Source organism: Epilithonimonas sp. (genome assembly GCF_032055105.1).
Lineage (GTDB): Bacteria > Bacteroidota > Bacteroidia > Flavobacteriales > Weeksellaceae > Epilithonimonas.
The window spans coordinates 28,369-53,594 of the sequence record NZ_DAMBRK010000012.1 but is presented as its reverse complement, the minus strand read 5'-3'; the positions used below and the strand labels follow the sequence as shown (position 1 = coordinate 53,594).

Below are 25,226 nucleotides of genomic sequence, written 5' to 3'. Positions count from 1 at the left end.
AGTCTATCATCTCTTAGTCTTTTAAAGTGTTTTGAAATACCATTGTTGCTCTTTGAAATTCTTCAATTTTTATTTCGAAGATTTCACTTTGTTCGTCGGACAAATATTTTCGATGATTTGCTAATAAAATTTGAGTTTGCAATTCAAATGATGAACCTAAAGAAATATCTAAAAAATGACTGAAAGATTTGTTTGTTCTGTTTGAACCTTCTGCAATATTTGAGGGAATTGAAATTGAACATCTGTCCATTTGACTTTTCAAACCATATTTTTCATAAGTTGGAAAAGTATCAGTTAGGTCTAATGTCAATTTTGATAATTCCATAGCCATCTGCCAAATCTTAAGCTTTTTAAAATTGTGTCTTTTGAATTCATTCATTTGTTGTATTTTTTAATTTTTATTTATGATGATAGACATTGTTGAATAGTTTGAAGTATCAATGTTTGTCTATTTTCTATCAGTCTATTATCTCTTAGTCTTAAAGCAATTCAAATACACTTGCTGCGCCTTGACCTGTTCCAACGCACATTGTCACAACGCCGTATTTGTTTTGTCTGCGTTTCATTTCGTCAAGAAGTTGAACAGTTAATTTAGTTCCTGTACAACCAAGTGGGTGTCCAAGTGCAATTGCTCCTCCGTTTACGTTTACGATTTCAGGATTGATGTTCAATTCTCTTAAAATGGCAACGGATTGAGAAGCAAAAGCTTCATTCAATTCAAATAAATCGATATCCGATTGTTTAAGTCCAGCTTGTTCCAAAGCTTTTGGAATGGCGTACATTGGTCCAATTCCCATAATTCTTGGCGGAACTCCGACAGTTGAGTAGGAGAGAAGTCTTGCAACCGGTGTCAGATTTAATTCTTTGACCATTCTTTCGGACATTACCATTGTGAAAGCCGCGCCGTCAGAAGTTTGAGATGAATTACCTGCTGTTACAGAACCATTCGCTGCGAAAACCGGACGAAGTTTTGCCAAAGCTTCGATTGAAGTATCAGCTCTTGGACCTTCGTCTTGTTTGAATGCATATTCTTTGGTCTGAATTTTTTCCTTCTCATCAAGGAAATTATATTTCACATCAATTGGAACAATCTGATTTTCAAATTTTCCTTCCTGTATCGCTTTAATTGCTTTCTGATGAGAATTATATGCAAATTGGTCTTGCTCTTCACGACTTACCTTAAACTCATTAGCAACCGCTTCTGCTGTCAATCCCATTCCCCAATAATAATCGGGATTTGATTTAGCTAAATCCGTATCCGGAATCGGCTTGTACCCCCCCATTGGGATATAAGACATACTTTCTGCACCGCCTGCGATGATACATTCTGCCATTCCGGTTTTGATTTTTGCTGCTGCAATCGCAATTGATTCTGAACCCGATGCACAATATCTGTTCACTGTTAAACCCGGAACTTTATCAGTATCTAATCCCATTAATGAAATCAGTCTTGCGACATTCAGTCCTTGTTCTGCTTCCGGCATTGCACAACCGACGATTAAGTCATCGATGCGAGCTGGGTCAAGATTTGGAACATCCTTCATCAGACGTTCTATTACAGTTGCCGCCATATCATCCGGACGTGTAAAACGCAAAGAACCTTTCGGAGCTTTACCAACTGCTGTTCTGTATCCTGTTACTATATATGCTTCGTTCATTTTAGTTGTATTTTGTATTAAAGTATAATGTAAAATGTATTTTTATTTATTACCGTAAACTTGTTTTAATTTGGCTATCATATTCTGAATATGATGAATTTCTTTGAGCACAATTTCAAAATTTTCTAATGGAAAGAATTCACACTCTTTTGCAATAATAATTTGAGTTTCAAATTCAAAAGAAGAACCTAAAGCTATATTTAGAAAGTTAGAAAATTGAGCATCTGTGTCTCTTCCAGCTCCTTCTGCAATATTTGAAGGTATTGAATACAAGCAACGTCTTGATTGCGAAGTAATTCCAAACAGCTCATCTTTTGGGAAGTTTTTTGAAAGAAAATAATATGTTTTGCAAAGAGCAATTGATTTTTTCCAAACTTCTAATTCTCTGAAATTGTGCATAATACTTTTTACGTTAATACATTTTACTTTTTACAAATCCTTAGTTTCTAAGCGGTTTCCCTGTTGTCAACATCGTTTGGATTCTTTCTAAAGTTTTTCTTTCTCCACAAAGTGAAAGGAACGCTTCTCTTTCCAAATCCAATAAATATTGTTCAGAAACTTCTGTCTGTTCAGAAAGATTACCGCCGGTCATAACATAACCGATTTTGTTAGCGATTTTTCTGTCGTGTTCTGATGCGTAACCACCTGCAACCATTTGGTCAGTTCCAACATAGAACATTCCCATTGCTTCATTTCCAAGAACTTTAACTTTCTCAGGAACCGGTGGTGTGTATCCTAATTCATCTAAAACAATTGCTTGACGTTTTGCTTCAGCAATTTGTCTGTCTTTGTTTACAACTATGATATCTTTGTCTGTCAAAATTCCCATTTGCTTTGCTTCGTGAGCAGAAGTTGCCACTTTTGCTGTTGCAATATTCATAAAGTAATTTCTCAAATGATTGGTTTTAACATCATCAGGAAGTGTTCCTTTCAAGGCTCTTAGTGCAAATTCTTTAGTTCCGCCACCGCCAGGAATCAAACCAACACCGACTTCAACCAGACCGATGTAAGTTTCTGCTGCAGCAACGATTTTGTCTGCGTGCATAGAGAATTCGCAGCCACCGCCAAGTGTCATTCCGAAAGGAGCAGCGATTACAGGAATTGATGAATATCTCAGTTTCATAGAAGTCTGCTGGAACATTGCGATTGCCATATTCAATTCGTACCAATCTTGTTCAACTGCCATCATCATTACCATTGCTAGATTAGCGCCGACTGAGAAATTATCAGCTTGATTTCCTACAACCAAACCTCTGTAATCTTTTTCAGCAATGTCAATGGATTTATTAAGCCCTTCCAAAACGCCTCCTCCAAGAGAATTCATTTTTGAACGGAATTCGAAGTTCAAAATACCATCGCCAAGGTCAATCAAAGCCGATTCGGAATTAGACCAAACTGTTTTTTCTTTTCTGATATTATTAAGAATAATGAAAGCATCCTGACCAGGAATTGGCTCGTAAGTTTTCGTATTCTGATTGTAGAATAATTGTTTCCCGTTTTCCAACTTGTAGAAAGATTCGTTTCCAGAAGCCAGCATTTCTTTTACCCAATCTGCAACTTTGTAACCTTCACTTTCAACTAAGTCAATTCCTTTTTGGATTCCAACGAAATCCCAGTTTTCGAATGGTCCATATTTCCAAGCGTAACCGGTTTTCATTGCGTCATCGATAGAGTAGAACACATCCGTGATTTCCGGAACTCTTTGAGAAACGTAAGCGAACAATGAAGCGAAATGTTTTCTAATCAATTCTCCGGCTTTGGATTGGTCTTTCAACAAAATCGGTAAACGGTTTTTCAAACTTCCTGCTTCTTTCGCAGTTGTAACAATAGAAAGTTTCGGCTGTTTTGTCGGTTCGTAGCCAAGCGTTTCATAATTAAGTACGAAACGATTCACATTTCCACCGGCATCTTTTTCTTTATAATAAAATCCTTTTTTAGTTTTATCGCCAAGGAATTTATTTTCAATAAGGAAATTCAAAGTTTTGGAATCTATAAGCGCCTGAACCATTTCATCGTCTTTAAGATTCGCTTGAAGTCCTTTTGTTACATTGAAAGCCGTATCCAAGCCAACCAAATCTCCCAATTTGAAAGTTCCGGTTTTTGGACGATTCAATAAATCTCCAGTCAAAGAATCGGCTTCTTCAATCGTTAAACCGATTTCTTCAGTCAATTCCATAATCTTTGCCATCGAGTAAACACCGATTCTGTTTCCTATAAATCCCGGTGTATCTTTACAAAGAACGGTGGTTTTTCCAAGGAATTTTTCGCCGTAAGACATAAAGAAATCAATCACAGATTGATCCGTTTTCGGACCTGGAATCACTTCAAATAATTTCAAATATCTCGGTGGATTGAAGAAGTGCGTTCCACAGAAATGTTTCTGGAAATCCTCTGACCTTTCTTCCGACATCAAGTGAATCGGAATTCCTGATGTGTTAGAAGTTACCAAAGTTCCTTCTTTACGAAGTTTGTCCACTTTCTCAAACATCGATTGTTTGATGTCCAATCTTTCAACAATCACTTCAATGACCCAATCCGAATTTTTGATTTTCTCCAAATCATCTTCAAAGTTTCCAACTGTAATTCTGGAAGCGAAAGATTTGTCATAGATTGGTGAAGGATTACTTTTCAAAGCGTTGTTAAGATGACCTTGTGCAACGCTGTTTCTTGTTTTTTTGTCGGCGTTTTCCGAATCTTTCGGAGGCATATCCAACATCAAAACCTGAATGCCGTTACCCGCTAAATGACAAGCAATTCCGGAACCCATCACGCCGGAGCCGAGGACTGTAACGTGTTTTATTTTTCTGTTCATTATTAGAATTATTTTATGATTTAATATTTTACAGAAGAGTTTTTCTCTCAAAGATTTATTTGCTTAATCAGCGAGAGTTTATCTTTCTTGATAATTATTTCTTATGATTAAGTTCGTTCGCGATTTTTAAGATGTCTGTCATTACTTCTTTGAAAACTTCAAATTTCTCTGGAGCAATTCTTTCAACCACTTTTTTATTGAAATTAACTACAACTTCTTTTGAAAGATTTCTGGAGTTGACTCCTTTTTCCGTCAGTTTTATAATCACTTCTCGTTTATCAGTTGTGGTTTTTTCTTTGTAGATATAACCATTGTCTTCGAGTAGTTTGATGATTCTCGTCAAAGAAGTAGGTTCAATTGCCATTTTGGGACCAAGATTCGTACTTCTTGTTCCTTCTTTTGGGTCAATTTTAAGTAATGTAAGTGCTTGAACTGCAGTTGAATTGTACAGGGAAGCTTGGTCCGAGTACATCTTCGAGACCGCTAACCAAGCCGACTTTAACATCAAGTCAACACTTTCGACTTTTTCTGAATTTTTCTTTTCCATAACTAGCATATTGAAGTGCTTTTTACAAATATAAAAAAAATACTATGCATGCATAGTATTTTGTTGTTGAGTTGTTTAATTTGTTGATTTATAATTGATTAATTATTATGCAAATCTTATTAAATAAAATTGATAAAAATCTATTTAGTTAAAATTGCTTGTTTTAATCAATGTTTGCAGAGACTGTTTAATTTCGGATAAATTATGATAATTATCATAAAAACCCTCCGAATTTAGTTCCCAAAAATCATTTTTAAACGTCAATTTGATTTTTCGTAAATCTTGAGAGAAGTTTTTTTGGAGATAAGAAAACATCATTTCTTTTTCCAATTTCGGCGCATCAATTTCAGGAGCGTGAAAGGTTTGGTTAAATTCTAAAATCTTTGGTGTAATCAATTCGGGATTGTTTAGAATAACTTCTTCTGAAATTCCGCTGATGAGTTTTTTATCTTTTATCCACAAGATTTTATCGGAAAATTCCTTTGCCAATCGCCAATCGTGGGAAGAGAAAAGAATTAATTTGTTTTCAGATTTGGCGAGATTTCTGAGAAGTGAGAGAATCATCAGTTTATTTTCTTCATCAAGATGCGTTGTTGGTTCATCCAAAATAATGAATGGAGAATTCTGAGCCAACACTCTTCCAATAAAGGCTTTTTGGAGATTTCCGTCTGATAATTCGGTGAGTTTTTTATTTTGATATTCTGTTAGATTAAGTTTATTGATGATTTCTGAAATTTCTTGTTTATCAGTTTCATTCAATTTAAAATAATAAGGATAATGAATGTATTTCCCTAACGAAATTAAATCTGTAACCGTGTAATTATCTGGAATTTCAGCTTTTGAAAAAACGATTGCAATTTGAGAAGCTATTTCGTTCGAATTCAGTTTTTGAATCGATTTTCCGTTGATAGAAATTTCGCCTTTCAACAGTTTATTTTGACCAAGAATAGATTTGATTAAAGTTGTTTTTCCGATTCCATTATTTCCCATTAATAGACAGACTTCGCCTAATTCCAAAGAAGAATTAATCTCCGAAACCAAAGGATTGGAGTAGCCGATTGTTGCTTGTTTTATTTCTAAGAAATTACTCATCGTATTAATTCTCTTTTTGTCATTCCGTAGGAATCTAAACTGTTGAGATTCTTCAGAATGACAATATTATGTTTTAATCTTTTTTAAACCTTCTTCATCAACATCAGCAATATCACAGGAATTCCAAAAAACGTCGTAATAATATTAATTGGGAATTGGCTCAACTCAGAAATAATCGAAAAAACCTGCATTATAAAAACACCCAAAATCATATTCAGAATCCATTGATGCCAAAGTTGTGCAGGATTCCAAATCATTCTACAAAAATGTGGAACGACAACTCCAATAAATAAAATCGGTCCTAAAAAAGCTGTAACAGAAGCAGAAAGCAGGGAAGAAGCTACAATAATGCTTATTTTTAGTTTGGATTGACTGATTCCAAAACTTTGTGCATAAGCTGTTCCAAGAGCATTTCCAATCAATGGTTTTATGGATTTGAAAGTGAAAATCAAACCAATAATAATCAAAACTGTAAGAATCGAAATCTGGATCAAACTCGCTTGATTATTTGCTCCAAATGTCCATAGAATGTAATTTTTCAAACTTTGACTTTCCACATAAAACTGAAGAAAAGAAACAACAGCTCCAGCCAAAGCCGAAATCAAAAACCCAAAAATAATAATGAAACTTTTATCCCGAAATCGATTCGAAAATAAAAGCAAAATCATCATCAGAATAATACTTCCAACGATTGATGATAAGCTTATAAAACTATTTTGTAGAAAATCAGGAATCAGAATATTCTGTGAAAAGAAAATGTAAAATGCGACAAATAAACTGGAAACCGAAGTGATTCCCAAAACATCTGGTCCAGCCAATGGATTTTTGAAATATTCCTGCAAAAGAAATCCACTTGTTGGAATTGCAATTCCTGCCAAAAGCATTGCTAAAGCACGATTAATTCTGAATCCAGCGATTTGAAAATTATCAGATTCGGAATTGAAAAAATCAGAAAAATTCAGTTTTGCAAAACCAATATTGAGATTGATGAAAAACGCAATAATCGCAAAGAGGACTATTAAAATTACCAAAACGGGAAAACGCTTCATCAAGGTTTAATTATTATTTCAAAGATTTTTTAGGACTAGCAATCATTGCTTTTTCCTTATTATCAATCGCTTTTGCAGAAGAATTATCGGCCAAAAGTTTATCGATTTTCTGATTCAGCATTTCTTCGGTCATAGAACCAACAGTTTCGTCAGATTTATCGCCTTTTCTGATTAAGGTAAACGGAATTGCCTCTCCGTTCCAAGATTGGAAATTTTGAGCGAAAAACTCTTGCTTCAAAAGCATTCCGTCAAGAAGAATTACGTTTTTTCTGATGTCATATTCGTCTGCAAAATCACTGACTTTGGTTGCCCAATCTGTTTTGTTGTCAAGACTTACGAAAGTGAATTTTACAGGTTGATTAGTCAATTCATCCATTTTTTTTCTGAAATGCGGAATCTCCTGCATACACGGTCCACACCAAGTTGCAAAAAAGTTCGTCACATAAAGCGTGTCAGAATGATTAGATTTCAAAACTTCCGAGATTTTTTCAGGAGAAAGTTCTGTTAGTTCAGCAACGTCGGCTTCAGATTTTGTAGGTTCAACTTGTATCGAATCTTCTTTTGCTTCAGTTTCAGCAACTTTTTCATCGTTCTTTTTACAAGCTAAAAGGCTGATTGACAAAACGGAATATATCAGGAATTTTCTCATAGTTTTATTTTATTTAAAAATGAAAGTAAAGCTTGACTATTTAGATTTTTTGTTTTCTCAATTTTCATTAAATTTGATTTTTGACAATGGAGAATCAATTAACTATCGCGAATCAACCTCAGTTTCACAGGCTAAAAATAGCTAAAAAACGACAATTGACCAAAAATGCTTTTGCATTGGAATTGGCAATTCCCGAGGAGTTGAAATCTCATTATCAGTTCCAAGCAGGACAATATGTGACGTTGAAATATCATTTTAATGAAAAGGAAATTCAGAATGATTATTCGTTTACATCAGCTCCTTTTGAAAACAAAATTGAGTTAGCAATCAAAATCAATGGAGACGAAAGTTCAACTAATTTCTTATTTGAAAGTTATCAGATTGGTGATGAAATCTCTGTGAGCGAACCTCTCGGACGTTTTTTCATTCCTTCAAGACCAAACGAAAAACGTACAATTTTGGCTTTTGCTTCTGGAATTGGAATCACACCTATTTTTAGTCATATTAAAAATATTCTTCACGAAGAACAATTCACAAGAATCTTTCTTTTTTATGGAAATAAAAATTACGAAGATGTTGTTCTGAAACAGGAATTGGAAGATTTGCAGAAAGAAAATTTTGGCAGATTCGAAGTGTTTTATTTTTTGTCTCAGGAAAAAGTAAAAGACCAATTATTCCAAGGACGATTGGATGAAAAAAAGATTTCACTTATTATTAATCAAATTCTGCATTTGGATGAAGATGATGAAGAATCTACAATCTGGGACAGCACTGATAAAGTTTTGATTTGTGGTCCCGGCGCAATGATAAAATCTGTTGCAAATGCTTGTTACAATCACGGAATTCCGAAAAAAAATATTCATTTTGAATTGTTCGAAGCTTTTAATGAAGATATCTATCCGACTGAAAAAGAGTTTCCATTAATTGAAAATGTAAATGTCAAAATTAAATTCAATCATATTGAAAAAGACGGAATTATTCTGAAAAATAACGAACGAAAAATCCTTCAGCAATTATTGGATTTGGGTTACAAACTGCCATATTCCTGCAAATCGGGAATCTGTGGAAGCTGTCTTTGTTATTTGAAAAATGGGGAAGTAGATATGACAGAAGACGAATATTTGACAGAAAGTGAAAAACTTCAGGGAAAAATATTGCCTTGCGTTTCCGTTGCAATGAGCAAAAATGTATCTTTAGATTTTGATTTGTATTAAATGCTCAAGGCGATAATAAATATTACGAAAATAGTTTTAAAACTATTTGAACTCGGAATTTTGCTGATGATTTTAGCAAACTTCTGGGTTTATGCCCTTACGAGCGGACGAACATATACGAAAATCAGTAAAGTTCCGCCAAGAGATTGTGCTTTGGTTTTAGGAACTTCTCCGAAAATGCGTTCAGGTGTTGCCAATCCTTATTTTGTGGCGAGAATGGATGCTGTTGGAACGCTTTATCACCACGGAAAAATCAAAAAAATCATTGTCAGCGGAGAGAAAAGTGAAAATTATGATGAGACGGAAGCAATGACAAAATTTCTTGTTTATAACGAAGGCGTTCCAGAAAATATCATTATCAAAGACCCGAAAGGTTTCAATACACATAAGAGTATTCTTCGCTGTAAAAACATTTACAAACAGAAGAATGTCATCATCGTTTCACAAGGTTTTCATAATCTAAGAGCTTTGTTTTTTGCCAGAAATAACGGAATGAACGCGCTTGGATTTGATGCGCAGGATGTCAGCAAAAATGAGAGTTTCTATAGAAATCATACCCGTGAATTCTTTGCCAGAGTTTTGGCAGTTTTTTATTATGTGTTGGGAATTTCTCCTGAGGAATAAGAGATTTTAATGTATAAAGTAATTTCCATATTAACTCTAATATTTTTTCTAAATTCTTGTAATGAAAGTTTCACCAAATTACCAGAACAAGAAACATATGATGAGGAATTATTGAAGTTTATAATTCCAAATAAAAGTGTGGAATATTGGCAAGTTGATTATGTGTATGGTTTTTCTCCTAAAAAAATATTTTCTAAGGGTAATGCAGAACTTGCAAAACAAATTCCAATTCCCGAAGTTAGAACTGGAAACGGATTCTTTTCAGGATGTCAGCCAAGTTATTGTAATTACAGAATTCTGTATCTGAAAAATAAGTTTTGGTATTATGTTCAAGATACAGAAGAATTAAGCAATTTTATTGCAGAAATAGATAATGAAAAAGAAGCTTTTTTAATTGCTCGTATTAATGATTATGATATTGATTCTCGGTCTTCAAAAGGGAATGATTATGGCTATAAACTTAAAGTAAACAAATACGTTAGTTGTCCTGAATCGAAAGAAGCTTTTATCGTATCCGTACAAAAGAATAGAACATTATCAAAAGTAAAAGACTTAGGATATTATTATAAATCTAAAAATTGTATAGTCTATTAAAAAAGTGTCTCACAAAAGTTGTATTTTGGATGAAAATAATATAGATAATTCTATGATTTTACAATTAATTCCATCTTGGCAGATTCTTTGTAATTTATATTATGGAAAATATAAAAATCGAAGAAATGAAAAATTCAATCAAAATATTAATGACAGTTTTTGCAATGAGTTTGGTCTCGTGTGTTGCAACAACAGATTCTTATGGATATAATGACCCTTATTATCAAGGTTATTCAGATGGTTATAGAGACGGTTATTATCAATCGCCTGATGGTTATTGGTACGCTCCAAATGTAGTTTATTACGATTATAACGGAAGTTATTACAGAAATGGTAATGTTTACAATTATAATAATAGAAGCAGAAATACTGTAATTGTTTCTCCAAGAAGAAGTTCTTTGCAGAATAAACTTCCAAATAACGGTCGTTCTACATCCAATAATGGTACAAGAATCCAATCAAATAATGTGAGAACTCAATCTAACAATAATATCAGAGTTCAACCGAATAGTGTAAGAACTCAGCAAAATAACAATGTCAGAGTTCAACCGAATGTTAGGACTCAACAAAACAATAACACTCGAGTTCAGCCGAATACGAGAACTCAACAAAATAACAATCAAGTTCAACCGACCAGAAATACACAAAATAATATCAGAGTTACACCTCAGAATCGGGAACAATCGCAACCGCAGATTAGAAATAACAATTCGGGAAGACGATAATAAAGAAAGCTGTAAATCACAGCTTTTTTTGTGAAATCAATTTTTAATTTGAGTCCGAAAAAAAAATTATACTATTTTTGTAAAAAATGTAGAGATGCTCGTGATTGGAATTGCCGGAGGAACCGGCTCCGGAAAAACAACCGTGGTTAACAAAATTCTTCAACAACTGAATGTAGAAGGCGTGAATGTTCTTTCTCAAGACAATTATTACCACGATAATCAGAATCTAACTTTGTCCGAAAGAGAAGTTCTGAATTATGACCATCCAAAATCCATCGATTTCGAACTTTTGCTGGAGCACGTAAAAGCACTTAAAAATCACCAGCCTATCGATCAGCCGATTTATTCTTTTGTAACACATTCTAGAACAGGAGATCATATTATTGTAGAACCAAAAAACGTTTTGATTGTAGAGGGAATTTTGGTTTTGACGAATAAAGAATTACTGAAAGAATTTAATCTGAAGGTATTTGTTCACGCAGATTCTGACGAAAGATTAATCCGAAGAATCCGCAGAGATACACAAGAAAGAGGAAGAGATTTGCAGGAAGTTCTTCACCGTTACCAAACGACTTTGAAACCGATGCATCAGGAATTTATCGAACCTTCTAAAAATGAAGCTGATTTGATTGTTCCAAATATGAGACAAAATTCTGTCGCCATTGATTTCTTAACGACTGTGATTAACAATTCGCTTAAAAAGGTTCATTAAAAATAGATGTTAGAAGTTAGACATCAGATTTTAGAGTTAAAATCAATGTTTTAAAAATTTATTTTATGAAAGAACTAATCAAAGATATCAAGAAAAAATCACCAACACTTAAGTTTTTCCAGACTTATGTGTTCAACAAATATGTGTTGACATTGACCGGATTTTTGATTTGGATGATATTTTTTGACAGCACATCTTTTCTGGTTATCAATGAGTTGAATGGTGAAATCGGACGTTACGAAAACCAACGTGAATTCTACAAAACAGAATATGAAAAGAATGACAAATTCTACCGTAAACTGATGAATAACAAACAAGAAAAAGAAAAATACGCTCGTGAAAATTACTTTATGAAAAAACCGAACGAGGAGATTTTTATATTGGTAGTTGACAGTTCTAAAATCGCTAAAAAATAATACAAAATGAGTTTCATAGAAAATACGTTGGAAGATTGGGAACAGCTTGTGAAAAAGCAACTCAAAACAGAAAATATTTATGAAATTCTATCTAAAGATAATCTGGAAAACATTATTGTAAAACCATATTATCAAAATAATTTTGAGACTGAAATCCTTCCAAAAGTTGAAGAAAGTACACATCTTGTTGCCGAATTTCAAGAAGGTTTGGAAGAACAAGCTTTCGCATTTTTATTAAATGAGAATGTTGAAGGCTTTGAAGAAAAAGCAATTTTTGTCAATAATTCAGATTTAGCTGAACATATTTTAGCTGACGAATCTAATCGATATTTTTCTTTGATTGATGTTTTTTCTGATGATAAAAATGCTGAAATCAATGAACATTTGGTCGGAGAGTTATTGTCAAAATCATTCGAAAGACAGATTTGTGTTGATATTAGTTTACATCAAAATGCCGGAGCTTCAATCATTCAGCAATTGGCTTTTGCATTAGCAAAATCTAAAGAATTAACAGAAAAATACGGTTCGGAGATTCTTGAAAAATTGGTTTTCCGATTTGCTATTGGTTCTAATTATTTTTTCGAAATTGCTAAAATCAGAGCTTTCAAATATCTGTTCAATCAGTTGTCTAAGGAATTTGATAAAGATTTGATTCCATACATTTTCGCTGAAACTTCATTTAGAAATAAGGCTAAAAATGACGCAGATAATAACCTGATTCGTTCAACTCTGGAATTGGCTTCTGCAATGATTGGCGGAGCTGATGCGGTTTTTTCTAATGATTATAAATTCGATAATTCGTCAGAACTTTCAAAAGAAATTTCTTTTAAACAACAGATTGTTTTAGCTTACGAAAGTATCATTAATGTTTTTGAAGATGCAACTTCAGGAAGTTATTTCGTGGAAGATATTACACAACAATTTGCTGAGAAATCTTGGAAATTATTCCTTGAAATCGAAGAAAAAGGAGGTTATCTTGAACTTTTAAAATCTGGTGATATTCAGAAAATGATTTTTGAACACGCTGTGAAAGAACAAAGTTGGGTAGAAGAAGGCAAAATCAAATTGATTGGCGTGAATCTTTATCCAAAATTAGATGCCACAAAATCAATAGATGAACTTTATAATGCTGATGAAATAAAGAAAGTTCGTTTGGCTAAAATGTTTGAGTAATGAAAGAGCAATTCATTGATTTATTAGAATATAATTCTCATTTTAATCAGTTGTTGATTAAGATTTATCTTGAGAACAAAGATTCTTTTAATGAAAAAATGACTTTGCTTCTTAATCACATTCTCAATGCTCAACAAATCTGGAATTCCAGAATTATTATTGAAGAATCATTCGGAGTTTGGCAAATTAATCCTGATGAAAAACTTTCGGAAATCAATCAATCTAATTTCGAAAATAGCATCAAAATTCTGAACGAAAGAAATCTTGATGAAATCATCGCTTACAGAAATTCAAAAGGGGATGATTTTCAAAACTCGATTCTGGAGATTTTGTTCCATTTTATCAATCATTCGACTTATCATCGCGGTCAGATTGCAATGTTGATGAAGCAAGTCGGATTGGAACCGATTAATACAGATTATATTTTTTACAAAAGGAAATAATAATTAAATTTTCAAACCACATAGACACATAGAAAATGATATACTTTTCTATTATAAGATAAAATAGACTTTTAAAAACTATTTAATCTATATTTTCTGAAAGAATTATGTGCCTATGAGGTAAATATTTTGTTCATAATTTGCCATCTTAGAATAAAATAAAGTTTTACATTATTCTCAAATTTATTAAATATTAGCTAAGAATTCGTAACTCTTAACTAAATCACTATCTTTGCAAAAATTTTATAGAATGAGCGGAGACGGAAATCAATCAGGTAGAAATAGAAAACCAAGAACTTCTGGAGGTGGCAGACCTTCCGGAAACTCCCGTAGCTCAAGCGATAACAGAGGTGGAAGACCTACTGGGCACTCTCGTGGACCTAAAACCAAAAGAGGTGCAGACCGATTTGACAGCCGTGACAAATACGAAAATGGCGAGAGAAAATTTGGGCCGAAAAAACCTTTTAGCAGAGCCGAAAAAGATGAAGACAAAACGAAATCTTTTATTCAAAGAAGAAGATTCGAGAAAATAAGCAAAGAAGTTTTCAAAGATAGCATTAGACTTAATAAATATATTGCGAATTCTGGGATTTGCAGTAGGAGAGAAGCGGATGAACTCATCACACAAGGTCTTGTAGAAGTGAATGGAAAAGTGGTAACCGAAATGGGTTATCAGGTTCAGAAAACTGACAGAGTTGTTTTTGACGGACAAAATATCACGCCGGAAAAACCTGTTTATGTTCTATTGAACAAACCAAAAGGTTATATCTCGACAACTAAAGATGATAAAGCGAGAAAAACAGTAATGGATTTAACTGCGAATGCTTCTCCATACAGAATTTTCCCAGTCGGAAGGTTGGACAGACAAACGACAGGTGTTATTCTTTTGACGAATGACGGTCATATGACGAAGAAGTTGACGCATCCGTCTTTCAATATGAGAAAAATCTATCACGTTACGCTGGACAGAAAATTGACTAATGATGATATGAGATTGATTGGTGAAGGAATCCGTTTAGAAGAAGGTGTTGCAGAAGTTGACAGCATTTCTTTCATCGAAGGGAAACCTAAGAACGAAATCGGAATTGAAATTCATATCGGTTGGAATAGAGTAATCAGAAGAATCTTCCAAAAACTTGGTTACGAAGTTGAAGCACTTGACAGAGTTATGTTTGCGGGATTGACTAAGAAAAACATCAAGCGAGGACACTGGAGAATCCTTACGGAACAAGAAGTGAACAATTTGAAAATGTTATAAATTAAAAGACTGAAATTTTTCAGTCTTTTTTTATATTTAAATATGAATAAAATTTATGTTTTCAGTGGATTGGGTGTTGATGAAAGAGTTTTTGATAATATTGACTTTGGAACTTTGGATGTTGAATTTATAGATTGGATTCAACCTTTAGAAAATGAAAGTCTGGAAAGTTATGCGCTTAGAATTTCGAAGAAAATCATTTATAAAATCCAATTTTGATTGGTTTATCTTTTGGTGGAATGTTAGCTGCTGAAATTTCCAAAATCATTAAAGTAAGAAAAGTCATTCTGATTGCTTCTGCAAAAAATAAATTTGAACTTCCATTCATTTATCGATTATTTGGAAAATTGAATCTCATCAAATTAATTCCAAAAAAGATTTTCAAACAACAAAACTCAATCACCAATTGGATTTTCGGAATCGAATCTGATTCGGAAAAACAACTTTTGAAAAGTATTCTAAAAGATACAGACCTTGATTTTTTCTCTTGGGCAATCAATGAAATCGCGAATTGGAAAAATGAAATCTATCCTGAAAACAGTTTTCATATTCACGGAAATAAAGACAGAATAATTCCAATTAAAAATGTGAAAGCTGATTTTGTCATTGAAAATGGCGGACATTTTATGACTGTTAATAAAGCAAAAGAGATTGAAAATGTTATTTTGAATTTAATCTGATTTTGATTCAAGGTTGACTTTTCAACTTCAAATCCGTCAGTTTCATTCTTACTTTTTTCATAAAAGCAGAACCTGGGTCTTCTTTGCCCGTAAAATATTTCGAATCAGTTTCTTTCCAAAGTTTAGAATTCCTGAAAACACCATATTCCGAATGCCCGATGAGATATTCTATTGGATATTTTTTTGCAAGATATTTGACTAATTCTGCGTTAGCTTCAACTTGTTTATCGGTCAAAGGTTGGAATTTACTTCCGATATTTTCCACACCGATGGCGCAATAATTTAATCCAATCGTATGTCTGGCAAATAATTCCGGGTCAACCAATTGATAAACGGTTCCGTCTCTGTCAATCAGAAAATGGGCAGAAACATTCAGAGAACTTTGTTTCTTAAGCGTTGCTCTTTGATTCTCTAAATATAAATTATTAAAATACCTAAAATTAGATTCTATCGTTCCACCTGCTGTGTAATGAAGAACAATGATTTTCGGAGTGATATTCGGGGTTTTCTGGGTTAGATTGTGATGTTCTTTCATATAATCTAGACTCAGCTTCATTCTGTCCTTAGAATAATCAATCGGTTTTTGAATGATTTTAAGGTTTTGAGCTTGAGATGTTAGACAAAAAAACAGAAATAATAATTGGAAAATCCTTTTCATAATGCCTCAAATTTACTTAAAATAAATTCTATTTCTGATATTGATAATGTCCCGTAATTGTCCAACTAAAAAGACAATCCTCCAAAACCTGTCCTGCGCCAATGTTATGGGAAATCAAATAACGTTTTCCATCGGCTGATTTTTTATTGACTACAATTCCAATATGGGTCAGATTTTTAGGCAAATCCCAAGTGACGATATCGCCCGGAACATAATCTTTTGCATCATTCGTAATCGGTTTTACTTTCCCGAATTTTGCAAAAAATACTTGTAGATTTGGAACTCTACGATGGTCTATGTTTTTGTCTGGTCTTTTCAGTCCCCATTTCTTTGGATATTTGGAGAAATTTTTCGCCATATCTTCGTGAACTTCCTTCTGCAAATCAATTCCCAGTGCTCTATAAGCACGGATTACTACATCTGTGCAAACACCTTTTCCTTCCGGAACATCGCCGTTTGGATATTTCAAAACGAAATAAGTTGGGTCGTAAACCACTTTGTCTTTGGTCAAATTAATGGCAGCATTGGAAAGTTTCGTTTGAAAATTCTGTCCAAAAATGGTGATGGAAACAAAGAAGAGAATGGCGAAATATTTTTTCATCTTTTATGGATTATCTTTTTATGATGGGCTTCCCTTCGTCAAGCTCAGGATAAACTTTGCCTCAGCCTGACATTGCAACCATCTAATTAAAAAGTTGTTATCTTGAGGTTCTCGAAGGATTAATAATTTTCAAACGAAAAAACCTGCAAAAATATTCCGCAGGTTTTTGTTAAAAATATATAAGATTGATTTGGTCTTATCCAAAGGCATTGATGCCTGTAATATCCATTCCCGTAATCAAAAGATGAATATCGTGTGTTCCTTCGTAAGTAATCACAGACTCCAAATTGGCAGCGTGGCGCATCATCGGGAATTCTCCCATTATTCCCATTCCACCAAGCATTTGGCGGGATTCTCTGGCGATATCGATTGCAATTTTGACGTTGTTTCTTTTCGCCATAGAGATTTGTGCCGGCGATGCTTTATGAGCGTTTTTAAGATTTCCTAATTGAAGGCAAAGCAATTGGGCTTTGGTAATTTCAGTCAAGAATTCCGCTAATTTCTTTTGCTGAAGCTGGAAAGAAGCAATTGGTTTTCCAAATTGTTTTCTCTCCTTAGTATATTGAACAGCAGTACAATAACAGTCCATTGCAGCACCAATTACACCCCAAGAAATCCCATATCTAGCTGAATTAAGACAAGATAAAGGTCCTTTCAATCCTTCAATATTAGGAAGAAGATTTTCTTTCGGAACTTTCACATTATTGAAAACCAATTCTCCGGTTTTTGAAGCTCGAAGACTCCATTTGTTATGAGTCGTTGGTGTGGTGAAACCTTCCATTCCGCGTTCTAGAATCATTCCTCTTACTTTGCCGTCTTCACCTTTTGCCCAAACTACTGCGATATCTGCAACGGGGGAGTTGGTAATCCACATCTTGGCACCATTCAAAAGATAATGGTCGCCTTGATCTGTGAATTTGGATTCCATAGAAGAAGGGTCGGAACCGTGGCTAGGCTCTGTCAAACCAAAACATCCAATCATATCACCGGACGCCAAATTCGGAAGGTATTTTCTTTTTTGCTCCTCAGAACCATACTCGAAAATAGGAAACATTACCAAAGAAGACTGTACAGAAGCTGCAGAACGAACTGCCGAATCGCCTCTTTCCAATTCCTGCATTATCAATCCATAAGAGATTTGATCCAATCCAGGGCCGCCATATTCTTGAGGAATGTATGGGCCAAGCGCCCCGATATTTCCCAATTCTTTCATCAATCCCGGGATATCGGTATGATTTTGTGCTGCTTCATCTATTTGTGGCATTACAAAACTCTCCACCCAGCTTCTTACAGAACCGCGGATAAGCTTGTGTTCTTCGGTCAAAAGAGCGTCTATAGAGTAATAATCTGGTATGCTTGTTAACGGGTAATATGACATTGTTTTTGTTTTGCCTAAAAATAAAGCTTTTCCTGAATTACCAAAAAGTTTTGTTAACAAATAATTCACTTTCTGAAAAACGTCATAATTGTGTGCTAAGTCTGTTTGAAACTTCTTGTGCTTGCATTTTTTTTTCAAGTTATTGGAGAAACTTCTTGAAAATTTGTTTAGCTTGAAAATCAATAATCTATAATCGTTGTTTCGCTTTAGCGTTTATCTTTGTCGAAAGAATATTATTCATAAACATTATCTGTAAGAATAGAACAGTCTATATTTTGGATAAAATAGGATTATGGAATTTGTTTAATTTGTCCAGAATTTTAATAAGCTCAATTTTTTCTTGATAAGTGATGTTTCCAGTCACTATACTAATCGATTTACAAATTTTACTTATTTGCTTCTCTATATTAATGATAAGAATGCCTGCAGATTTTCTTGGATATGGCTGACTTAGAGTAAGTTTTTGCATATCGGTTAAGGTGAACCAACAAGGGTGCTGATAATGCTTTCTGGACTTTTTCCATTTTCTTTACCTTCCCAAACTGGTTCATCCGTAACTGATTTTATTCTTTAGACTTCATTGTCATAAATTCATTTTTTGAATCCATTAATGTCACCAGAATAACTCTTCAATGTGTTTTCAGAATCAAAATTGTTCTAACAGTTCTTTATATAGCTGTAATTGTGCCAAAATCTATTTCTATCAAGAAAAAAATTTAACTGCATTCTTATTTAATAAAAGGTAAATAATCTAAATACAATAAAATTCAAACAAGTGTTTTAAATTTTCTTAAATCTTATTTATTTATTCTTAAAAAAATCAAAAAAAAATTAAAGTTTGAAAATTTTTAACTTTTATGGAATTGTACTTGCCTTTCAAATTTCAACTTTAAATAAAAGATTATGAAAACGGAATTGAAAATTAAAAGTCTATTGTTTGGATTATCATTAGTAACAGTCGGTTATGCAAATGCCCAAACAACTACGGAAACACAAACACCTACAACAACTCAAAGTCAATCAGTTAATCCACAAATAGATGCACTTAAACAAAAAATTGCTACCAATCCGCAAGATACGCAATCTCTTGTAGCTCTTGCGACAGAGTACCAAAATGCTCAAGATTACACGTCTGCCATTGCAACTTGGAATCAGGTTACAACCTTAATTCCAGATTGGGCACCAGCTTATTACAGTATAGGATATGCTAATCAAGCAGCAAAAAATAATGAAGGAGCAAAAGCGGCTTACGACCAATATATCGCAAAAGTAAAACCGGAAGAAGTAGAAGCTAATAAGCAGAATCTAGCTTACGCCTATTTTTTTATCGCATTTGTTGATAAAGACACAAATCCTGAAAAAGCGAAACAGTATGTTGCAAAATCTCTGCAATATGACAGTACCAATCAAGATGCGCTTAACCTAAGCAAAAGCTTGATGAACTAAAATCAAATGTTTCAATCATAGAAAAGACGCTAAATTTAAGCGTCTTTTATTTTTTGCAAGATTCAAATCAATTTCAAAGAAGTTGAGATCTTTGCACCTTAAATCATTAGATTTAATTTAAAAACTTTGTGCCTTTGCGATAAAACTACAAGTTTTCATTCTGATTATTTTCTTCTTTTGAGGAGTTCTGATTCTTATCCTGATTTTTCTTTTTGTAAAAATAATAACCAATCCCTGCAATCAAAAACACTGGCCAAAAGGGTAGAAGGAATAACAAAATACTTCCAATAACATTCCAGCCTGATAAAATGGCGTCTGCAGATTTTTCTCCGAAAGTTTTATCTTTTTCGTTTTCCTGAGGTTTCAAATGATTGTCATAAAGGGTGATTTCCAGATTTCCTAATTTATTCGGATTGTAATTTTCACCTTTCACTTCTAGATTTTTATTTCGAATCATTCCAAGATTTTGAAGGTCTTCAACCAAATAATCGAATTTTTCAAATGGAACTTTTGCAGTCAAATAAAACGTTTGGAATTCATCATTACTTACGAGGTTTTCGGTTTTGACAGTTCCGTCATATTTTCTGATGATTTCTCGTAGAGATGGTTTGGCTTGGGAGATATTATCGACATTGATTTCCACTGAGCCATTTTTTACCATTGGAGAAGGTTCTGGAACTGCATTTTCCTTTTTTGAAGGTTTGTCTTTGTAGATAACTTTAGTGAGCGTTTTTGTGGCTTTTGGAATTTCTTTTGTGATTTGATTCTTTATCGAATCGATATTAGAACTGATTTTCTTCTCTTCAATATCTTTTTTGAATTTCTCAACATTTTCAGAAATGGAATCGATTTTTTCTTTGCTATTCTCAAAAGCTTTTTCGATGTCTTCTTTATTTTTAATCAAATCTTTGGCTTTCAGATTGACTGAATCCAAAACAGAATTGGTATCAAGATTATTTACAGTTTCAGAAGCTTTATCCATCAAAGAATCTGCGTTGGCGATTGTATTATTAGCTTGTTCTAATTCTGCTTTTTTACACATCGTAAGTGTGCTCAAAATAACGGCGGTCAATATTAATTTTTTCATTGGGATAATTTTATGATGTAAAGCTATCCAACAACCGAAAGAATGATTTGTAAATGAATCCGATAATTTTTGTAATATTTTAATCTAACGAAAATCAAATATTTAAATTGATTTTACAAATGATTTACAAGAAATTGAAAAGAAAAGTATCCAATTTAAAAGAATTAAAAATTTAATATTATTATCTAATGAAATTAGTAAAATCTATTTTTGTCATATATCGCTAACTCAATTCCTAAATTTAATTTGCTAACTAAATTGATTAACCTAGGAGGTAAATGATTGGTTTGTACAGCTACATTTTTATTAAAACGAGAATCTAATGGAAAATCTAAGAATGCATATTTGATATGATAATTAGACATTAATAATTCTAATTCATTAAAATTGCTTTCAATAAACTCAATAACATCCTTAATTTGAGCTTCTAAATCGTTCCATTTTTTATCAGAAATATTAAAAAAGATTCCATAATCATCATATTTAGATTTTTGTAATTCATTTTTAAAATCACCTTTTTCAAAGATTTTACAAATTGGAATTTTTGTTGATTCTACAAAAGATTTAAATGATTTATTTTCACTGTAAACTTTTAATAAACACATTATTTTAATTTTGTTAAAGATAATATTAATTCAAAACAGCTCAAACAAAAAAAATCCGCAGAAAACTCTGCGGATTATATATTTTAATCATTAGCAAACTCACTAATAAAATGCAGTTTCACATTCGGAAACTTTTCCTGAGTCATTGTAATCGTAAAAGACGAATCGGCTAAGAAAACCAATTGGTCATATTTGTCTCTTGCTAAGAAACGCTGTTTCAGTCTTGCAAATTCTTTGAATTCCTCAGACTTTTCATCCGCTTCCACCCAACACGCTTTATGGATGCTGATTGGCTCATAAGAACATTTCGCACCATATTCGTGTTCCAAACGATATTGGATAACTTCGTACTGAAGCGCACCAACCGTTCCGATAATTTTTCTGTTGTTCATTTCCAATGTAAATAACTGAGCAACACCTTCATCCATTAGCTGATCAACACCTTTTGCCAATTGTTTTGCTTTCAGTGGATCATTATTATTAATATAACGGAAATGTTCCGGAGAGAAACTCGGGATTCCTTTGAAGTTCAATTTTTCACCAGCTGTCAAAGTATCACCAATTCGGAAACTTCCCGTATCGTGAAGTCCGACAATATCGCCCGGGAAACTCTCGTCCACAACTTCTTTTTTGTCAGCGAAGAACGCGTTAGGAGAGGAGAACTTCATTTTTTTACCTTCTCTTACAAGCAAGTAATTTTCATTTCTTTTGAAAGTTCCGGACACGATTTTCACAAACGCCAAACGGTCTCTGTGTTTCGGGTCCATATTTGCGTGGATTTTGAACACAAATCCTGTAAAATTATTTTCTTCAGGCTTTACCAAACGGGTTTCACTTTCTTTTGGTTGAGGCATTGGAGCGATATCGATGAAAGCATTCAATAGCTCACGAACTCCGAAATTATTAAGAGCAGAACCAAAGAAAACCGGCTGTAAATCGCCATTCATATAATCTTCACGATTAAACTCCGGATAAACAGACTGAATCAAATCCAATTCTTCACGTAAACTTGTCGCCGCTTTTGCACCAACCAATTCATCAATCTGAGAATCGTTGATATCATCAATTTTCAGAGATTCACCAACTTTCTGTTTTTTCTCTTCCAAAAACAATTGGATATTATTTTCCCAAATATTATAAATCCCTTGAAAGTCACTTCCCATACCAATCGGTAGAGAAAGCGGGCAAACCGTCAAACCTAATTTCTGTTCCACTTCATCCAGCAAATCAAAAGCATCTTTACCTTCACGGTCCAATTTGTTGATGAAAACAATCATCGGAATGTTTCGCATTCTACAAACCTGAACTAGTTTTTCCGTCTGTTCCTCAACCCCTTTTGCAACGTCAATTACAACAATTACAGAGTCAACCGCAGTCAAAGTTCGGTAAGTATCTTCCGCAAAATCCTTGTGACCAGGTGTATCCAGAATATTGATTTTGTGGTCTCTATATTCAAAAGCCAAAACCGAAGTCGCCACAGAAATCCCTCTCTGACGTTCGATTTCCATAAAGTCAGAAGTTGCTCCTTTTTTGATTTTGTTGGATTTTACAGCACCAGCTTCCTGAATTGCCCCTCCAAAAAGCAGGAGTTTTTCCGTGAGCGTGGTTTTTCCCGCATCGGGGTGGGAGATGATTCCGAAAGTTTTTCTTTTGCTGATTTCTTGTTGTAAAGACATAATAAAATTTGAGATTGCAAAAATCGTGATTTTAGTTGGATTTTGAAAATCGAGTTTTTACAAAAGAAAATCTTCGAATATTAATTTAAGACTCTCACTGATTACTCAGATTTTGCAGATTGAAAACCCAATGGAAAATCTGCTAAATCAATTTAATCTGCGAGAGAATTATTTCAAACCTTTATTTTAGGAGCTATTTCCCGCTTTTAGTTTATACTGAGCTTGTCGAAGTGCTATATCTTTTTTGTCTCAGAAGTTTTTGTTATCCAAACAACTTTTCCGGTTAAGACAAAAAAGGATGCCACTGCAATCGGGGCTAGGGGGTTTGTCTTCCAAATCAGCATAAAAGCTTAACCACGATCTTTGTCATTCCGTAGGAAACCTAGCGGAGTGGTTCGATGAAGTCAATCTCGACAGTGAAATTTAGATTCCTACGGAATGACAAACTAAACGCTAAAAAATGTCTGTCTGAAGCTCTCGAAGACATATAAAAAATAAAATTCCTTATAAAACCTCAATATTTATTTTGTGCCTTTTAAAGAAATAAAAAATCTTGCGCCTTTGCGATAAAAACTTTAATTCTTCAAAACCCCATATTCCGGGTCTTCGATAATATTAATATCAACTACGTTCTCCGCATTTTTTATCAATCGTCTGCAATCAGGACTAAGATGTTTTAAACGAACAATTTTCCCTTGAGTGTGATAACGTTCAGTCAGTTTATTCAGAATATCAATCGCAGACATATCTACGACACGGCTTTCTTTAAAATCGATGACAACTTCTTTTGGGTCATTCATTACATCAAATTTCTCCGCAAAAACAGTTGTAGAACCAAAGAATAATGGTCCAAAAATCTCGTAATGCTTCACACCATTTTCATCAACAAATTTCCTTGCTCGGATTCTTTTTGCACTTTCCCAAGCAAAAACCAAAGCTGAAATAATCACACCAATCAAAACAGCCAAAGCCAGATTGTGAAGGAAAACAGTAATCAAAGTCACAACAACCATTACAAAAATATCAGATTTAGGAAATCGCTTAATAGCTTTGAAGCTTGCCCATTCAAACGTTCCAACAGAAACCATAATCATCACACCAACTAAAGCCGCAACTGGCATTTTTCCAATAATTGGCGCACCAAAAAGAATGATGGAAAGTATAACCAAAGCGGCAATAATTCCTGATAATCTGGCTCTTGCTCCGGCTGATAGATTTACTAAAGTCTGAGCAATCATCGGACAACCGCCCATTCCGAAAAAGAAACCGTTCAGGATATTCGCTGTTCCTTGTGCCACGCATTCTCTGTTGCTGTTTCCTTTGGTGTTTGTGATTTCGTCAACTAAGTTTAAAGTCAATAAACCTTCCGTTAATCCAACCGTTGACATTATTAAAGCAAATGGAAAAATGACTTTCAGAACTTCAAAAGATAATTCCACATTAGGGATATGAAATGGAGGGAAACCTCCGGCAATATTAGCAATATCGTTAACAGTTCTAGTTTGGATTCCGAAAATCATTACCAAAGCAAAAGTGACAGCAATCGCTACCAAAGAAGCAGGAATTTTCTTCGTTAACTTCGGAAAAATTAATACGATAGAAATCGTCAGAGCTACCAAAGCAATCATTGTATAAAGTGGATTTCCTGACAACCAATTCTCCGTTCCTTGAACCTTAAACTGATTAATCTGCGACATAAAAATCACAATCGCCAATCCATTCACAAAACCATACATCACAGACTGCGGAACTAATCTTATAAATTTCCCTAATTTAAAAATTCCGATAATGATTTGGATAATTCCGGCTAAAATGACGGTTGCAAAAACATACTCGATGCCGTGAGACATCATTAATGGAATCAAGACAATAACAGTTGCACCTGCGCCACCGGAAATCAATCCAGGTCTTCCACCAAGAATCGCTGTCACCAATCCCATTATAAATGCGGCGTATAAACCTGTCAATGGAGAAAACCCTGCGAGAATGGCAAACGACAAAGATTCTGGAATCATAGTCATTGCGACGGTTAATCCAGCGAAGATTTCGTTTTTATAATTTACTTTTTGAGAGAAATCAAAAAGATTGAGAACTTTCTGCATATCAATTTAAAATGCGAAAATAGTAGA

The 25,226-nt window shown here is 33.8% G+C and carries 27 protein-coding genes; 12 read left to right on the top strand and 15 right to left on the bottom strand.

Features of this window, described 5'->3' with window-relative positions; all coding sequences use genetic code 11:
• Positions 1-13: 13 nt before the first annotated feature.
• The 8 genes from RTY06_RS11265 to RTY06_RS11230 form a co-directional block, all read right to left on the bottom strand.
• The gene (locus RTY06_RS11265) at positions 14-379 is read right to left on the bottom strand and encodes a four helix bundle protein (protein WP_312824947.1); all 366 of its coding nucleotides are present in this window, start codon (positions 377-379) and stop codon (positions 14-16) included.
• 100 nt (positions 380-479) lie between these two features.
• Positions 480-1,658 carry an acetyl-CoA C-acyltransferase gene (locus tag RTY06_RS11260; protein ID WP_312824946.1) on the bottom strand — a complete coding sequence of 393 codons (1,179 nt, stop codon included), beginning with the start codon at positions 1,656-1,658 and terminating at the stop codon, positions 480-482.
• A gap of 42 nt (positions 1,659-1,700) precedes the next feature.
• Entirely contained in the window at positions 1,701-2,057 is a 357-nt protein-coding gene (locus RTY06_RS11255) for a four helix bundle protein (protein ID WP_312824945.1), read from the bottom strand.
• A gap of 40 nt (positions 2,058-2,097) precedes the next feature.
• On the bottom strand, positions 2,098-4,470 hold the full coding sequence (locus RTY06_RS11250; RefSeq protein ID WP_312824944.1) for a 3-hydroxyacyl-CoA dehydrogenase/enoyl-CoA hydratase family protein: 2,373 nt from the start codon (positions 4,468-4,470) through the stop codon (positions 2,098-2,100).
• A 94-nt stretch (positions 4,471-4,564) separates the two neighbouring features.
• A complete protein-coding gene (locus RTY06_RS11245; protein WP_116033760.1) occupies positions 4,565-5,017 on the bottom strand; it encodes a MarR family winged helix-turn-helix transcriptional regulator in 453 nt (150 codons plus the stop codon).
• Positions 5,018-5,161: 144 nt separating this feature from the next.
• The gene (locus RTY06_RS11240; protein ID WP_312824943.1) at positions 5,162-6,109 is read right to left on the bottom strand and encodes an ABC transporter ATP-binding protein; all 948 of its coding nucleotides are present in this window, start codon (positions 6,107-6,109) and stop codon (positions 5,162-5,164) included.
• An 83-nt stretch (positions 6,110-6,192) separates the two neighbouring features.
• Positions 6,193-7,158 (bottom strand): iron ABC transporter permease, encoded by a 966-nt coding sequence (locus RTY06_RS11235; RefSeq protein ID WP_312824942.1) that lies wholly within the window; start codon positions 7,156-7,158, stop codon positions 6,193-6,195.
• Between the two features lie 13 nt (positions 7,159-7,171).
• A complete protein-coding gene (locus RTY06_RS11230; RefSeq protein ID WP_312824941.1) occupies positions 7,172-7,807 on the bottom strand; it encodes a TlpA family protein disulfide reductase in 636 nt (211 codons plus the stop codon).
• 86 nt (positions 7,808-7,893) lie between these two features.
• On the opposite strand from RTY06_RS11230, the gene RTY06_RS11225 reads away from it, so the two are divergent.
• From RTY06_RS11225 to RTY06_RS11175, 11 genes are all read left to right on the top strand, one after another.
• Positions 7,894-9,021 carry a 2Fe-2S iron-sulfur cluster-binding protein gene (locus RTY06_RS11225; protein ID WP_312824940.1) on the top strand — a complete coding sequence of 376 codons (1,128 nt, stop codon included), beginning with the start codon at positions 7,894-7,896 and terminating at the stop codon, positions 9,019-9,021.
• 66 nt (positions 9,022-9,087) lie between these two features.
• Positions 9,088-9,645 carry an ElyC/SanA/YdcF family protein gene (locus tag RTY06_RS11220; protein WP_312824939.1) on the top strand — a complete coding sequence of 186 codons (558 nt, stop codon included), beginning with the start codon at positions 9,088-9,090 and terminating at the stop codon, positions 9,643-9,645.
• Between the two features lie 9 nt (positions 9,646-9,654).
• Positions 9,655-10,239 (top strand): hypothetical protein, encoded by a 585-nt coding sequence (locus RTY06_RS11215; protein WP_312824938.1) that lies wholly within the window; start codon positions 9,655-9,657, stop codon positions 10,237-10,239.
• A 125-nt stretch (positions 10,240-10,364) separates the two neighbouring features.
• Positions 10,365-10,964 (top strand): hypothetical protein, encoded by a 600-nt coding sequence (locus tag RTY06_RS11210; protein WP_312824937.1) that lies wholly within the window; start codon positions 10,365-10,367, stop codon positions 10,962-10,964.
• Positions 10,965-11,058: 94 nt separating this feature from the next.
• Complete coding sequence (gene udk, locus RTY06_RS11205; RefSeq protein WP_312824936.1) at positions 11,059-11,676, top strand: uridine kinase; 618 nt, start codon at positions 11,059-11,061, stop codon at positions 11,674-11,676.
• Positions 11,677-11,741: 65 nt separating this feature from the next.
• Positions 11,742-12,092 carry an FtsB family cell division protein gene (locus RTY06_RS11200; protein WP_312824935.1) on the top strand — a complete coding sequence of 117 codons (351 nt, stop codon included), beginning with the start codon at positions 11,742-11,744 and terminating at the stop codon, positions 12,090-12,092.
• Between the two features lie 6 nt (positions 12,093-12,098).
• A complete protein-coding gene (locus RTY06_RS11195; RefSeq protein WP_312824934.1) occupies positions 12,099-13,265 on the top strand; it encodes a methylmalonyl-CoA mutase family protein in 1,167 nt (388 codons plus the stop codon).
• Complete coding sequence (locus RTY06_RS11190; protein ID WP_312824933.1) at positions 13,265-13,708, top strand: DinB family protein; 444 nt, start codon at positions 13,265-13,267, stop codon at positions 13,706-13,708. The genes RTY06_RS11195 and RTY06_RS11190 overlap by 1 nt, the downstream gene beginning before the upstream one ends.
• Before the next feature lie 250 nt (positions 13,709-13,958).
• On the top strand, positions 13,959-14,966 hold the full coding sequence (locus RTY06_RS11185) for a pseudouridine synthase (protein ID WP_312824932.1): 1,008 nt from the start codon (positions 13,959-13,961) through the stop codon (positions 14,964-14,966).
• 42 nt (positions 14,967-15,008) lie between these two features.
• A complete protein-coding gene (locus tag RTY06_RS11180) occupies positions 15,009-15,185 on the top strand; it encodes a hypothetical protein (protein ID WP_312824931.1) in 177 nt (58 codons plus the stop codon).
• Positions 15,182-15,646 carry an alpha/beta hydrolase gene (locus tag RTY06_RS11175; RefSeq protein WP_312824930.1) on the top strand — a complete coding sequence of 155 codons (465 nt, stop codon included), beginning with the start codon at positions 15,182-15,184 and terminating at the stop codon, positions 15,644-15,646. The genes RTY06_RS11180 and RTY06_RS11175 overlap by 4 nt, the downstream gene beginning before the upstream one ends.
• A gap of 7 nt (positions 15,647-15,653) precedes the next feature.
• Here the strand turns inward: RTY06_RS11175 and RTY06_RS11170 are convergent, their stop codons facing one another.
• The 3 genes from RTY06_RS11170 to RTY06_RS11160 form a co-directional block, all read right to left on the bottom strand.
• Complete coding sequence (locus RTY06_RS11170) at positions 15,654-16,304, bottom strand: peptidoglycan recognition family protein (protein WP_312824929.1); 651 nt, start codon at positions 16,302-16,304, stop codon at positions 15,654-15,656.
• Positions 16,305-16,332: 28 nt separating this feature from the next.
• Entirely contained in the window at positions 16,333-16,905 is a 573-nt protein-coding gene (locus RTY06_RS11165) for a DUF1287 domain-containing protein (RefSeq protein WP_312824928.1), read from the bottom strand.
• A gap of 196 nt (positions 16,906-17,101) precedes the next feature.
• On the bottom strand, positions 17,102-18,283 hold the full coding sequence (locus RTY06_RS11160; protein ID WP_312824927.1) for an acyl-CoA dehydrogenase family protein: 1,182 nt from the start codon (positions 18,281-18,283) through the stop codon (positions 17,102-17,104).
• A gap of 903 nt (positions 18,284-19,186) precedes the next feature.
• Here RTY06_RS11160 and RTY06_RS11155 point away from each other — a divergent pair.
• A complete protein-coding gene (locus tag RTY06_RS11155) occupies positions 19,187-19,729 on the top strand; it encodes a hypothetical protein (protein WP_312824926.1) in 543 nt (180 codons plus the stop codon).
• 145 nt (positions 19,730-19,874) lie between these two features.
• On the opposite strand, the gene RTY06_RS11150 is transcribed toward RTY06_RS11155, so the two are convergent.
• The 4 genes from RTY06_RS11150 to RTY06_RS11135 form a co-directional block, all read right to left on the bottom strand.
• Entirely contained in the window at positions 19,875-20,816 is a 942-nt protein-coding gene (locus RTY06_RS11150; RefSeq protein WP_312824925.1) for a DUF4349 domain-containing protein, read from the bottom strand.
• Between the two features lie 194 nt (positions 20,817-21,010).
• A complete protein-coding gene (locus RTY06_RS11145; protein ID WP_312824924.1) occupies positions 21,011-21,421 on the bottom strand; it encodes a hypothetical protein in 411 nt (136 codons plus the stop codon).
• An 83-nt stretch (positions 21,422-21,504) separates the two neighbouring features.
• On the bottom strand, positions 21,505-23,097 hold the full coding sequence (locus RTY06_RS11140) for a peptide chain release factor 3 (protein WP_312824923.1): 1,593 nt from the start codon (positions 23,095-23,097) through the stop codon (positions 21,505-21,507).
• Positions 23,098-23,672: 575 nt separating this feature from the next.
• Complete coding sequence (locus RTY06_RS11135) at positions 23,673-25,199, bottom strand: SulP family inorganic anion transporter (RefSeq protein ID WP_312824922.1); 1,527 nt, start codon at positions 25,197-25,199, stop codon at positions 23,673-23,675.
• Between the last annotated feature and the right edge of the window lie 27 nt (positions 25,200-25,226).

Bases quoted from the DNA above. Each gene is read 5' to 3' on its own strand.
- RTY06_RS11265 (WP_312824947.1), bottom strand. From the start codon at position 379: ATGAATGAATTCAAAAGACACAATTTTAAAAAGCTTAAGATTTGGCAG.
- RTY06_RS11260 (WP_312824946.1), bottom strand. From the start codon at position 1,658: ATGAACGAAGCATATATAGTAACAGGATACAGAACAGCAGTTGGTAAA.
- RTY06_RS11255 (WP_312824945.1), bottom strand. From the start codon at position 2,057: ATGCACAATTTCAGAGAATTAGAAGTTTGGAAAAAATCAATTGCTCTT.
- RTY06_RS11250 (WP_312824944.1), bottom strand. From the start codon at position 4,470: ATGAACAGAAAAATAAAACACGTTACAGTCCTCGGCTCCGGCGTGATG.
- RTY06_RS11245 (WP_116033760.1), bottom strand. From the start codon at position 5,017: ATGGAAAAGAAAAATTCAGAAAAAGTCGAAAGTGTTGACTTGATGTTA.
- RTY06_RS11240 (WP_312824943.1), bottom strand. From the start codon at position 6,109: ATGAGTAATTTCTTAGAAATAAAACAAGCAACAATCGGCTACTCCAAT.
- RTY06_RS11235 (WP_312824942.1), bottom strand. From the start codon at position 7,158: ATGAAGCGTTTTCCCGTTTTGGTAATTTTAATAGTCCTCTTTGCGATT.
- RTY06_RS11230 (WP_312824941.1), bottom strand. From the start codon at position 7,807: ATGAGAAAATTCCTGATATATTCCGTTTTGTCAATCAGCCTTTTAGCT.
- RTY06_RS11225 (WP_312824940.1), top strand. From the start codon at position 7,894: ATGGAGAATCAATTAACTATCGCGAATCAACCTCAGTTTCACAGGCTA.
- RTY06_RS11220 (WP_312824939.1), top strand. From the start codon at position 9,088: ATGATTTTAGCAAACTTCTGGGTTTATGCCCTTACGAGCGGACGAACA.
- RTY06_RS11215 (WP_312824938.1), top strand. From the start codon at position 9,655: ATGTATAAAGTAATTTCCATATTAACTCTAATATTTTTTCTAAATTCT.
- RTY06_RS11210 (WP_312824937.1), top strand. From the start codon at position 10,365: ATGAAAAATTCAATCAAAATATTAATGACAGTTTTTGCAATGAGTTTG.
- udk (WP_312824936.1), top strand. From the start codon at position 11,059: ATGCTCGTGATTGGAATTGCCGGAGGAACCGGCTCCGGAAAAACAACC.
- RTY06_RS11200 (WP_312824935.1), top strand. From the start codon at position 11,742: ATGAAAGAACTAATCAAAGATATCAAGAAAAAATCACCAACACTTAAG.
- RTY06_RS11195 (WP_312824934.1), top strand. From the start codon at position 12,099: ATGAGTTTCATAGAAAATACGTTGGAAGATTGGGAACAGCTTGTGAAA.
- RTY06_RS11190 (WP_312824933.1), top strand. From the start codon at position 13,265: ATGAAAGAGCAATTCATTGATTTATTAGAATATAATTCTCATTTTAAT.
- RTY06_RS11185 (WP_312824932.1), top strand. From the start codon at position 13,959: ATGAGCGGAGACGGAAATCAATCAGGTAGAAATAGAAAACCAAGAACT.
- RTY06_RS11180 (WP_312824931.1), top strand. From the start codon at position 15,009: ATGAATAAAATTTATGTTTTCAGTGGATTGGGTGTTGATGAAAGAGTT.
- RTY06_RS11170 (WP_312824929.1), bottom strand. From the start codon at position 16,304: ATGAAAAGGATTTTCCAATTATTATTTCTGTTTTTTTGTCTAACATCT.
- RTY06_RS11165 (WP_312824928.1), bottom strand. From the start codon at position 16,905: ATGAAAAAATATTTCGCCATTCTCTTCTTTGTTTCCATCACCATTTTT.
- RTY06_RS11160 (WP_312824927.1), bottom strand. From the start codon at position 18,283: ATGTCATATTACCCGTTAACAAGCATACCAGATTATTACTCTATAGAC.
- RTY06_RS11155 (WP_312824926.1), top strand. From the start codon at position 19,187: ATGAAAACGGAATTGAAAATTAAAAGTCTATTGTTTGGATTATCATTA.
- RTY06_RS11150 (WP_312824925.1), bottom strand. From the start codon at position 20,816: ATGAAAAAATTAATATTGACCGCCGTTATTTTGAGCACACTTACGATG.
- RTY06_RS11145 (WP_312824924.1), bottom strand. From the start codon at position 21,421: ATGTGTTTATTAAAAGTTTACAGTGAAAATAAATCATTTAAATCTTTT.
- RTY06_RS11140 (WP_312824923.1), bottom strand. From the start codon at position 23,097: ATGTCTTTACAACAAGAAATCAGCAAAAGAAAAACTTTCGGAATCATC.
- RTY06_RS11135 (WP_312824922.1), bottom strand. From the start codon at position 25,199: ATGCAGAAAGTTCTCAATCTTTTTGATTTCTCTCAAAAAGTAAATTAT.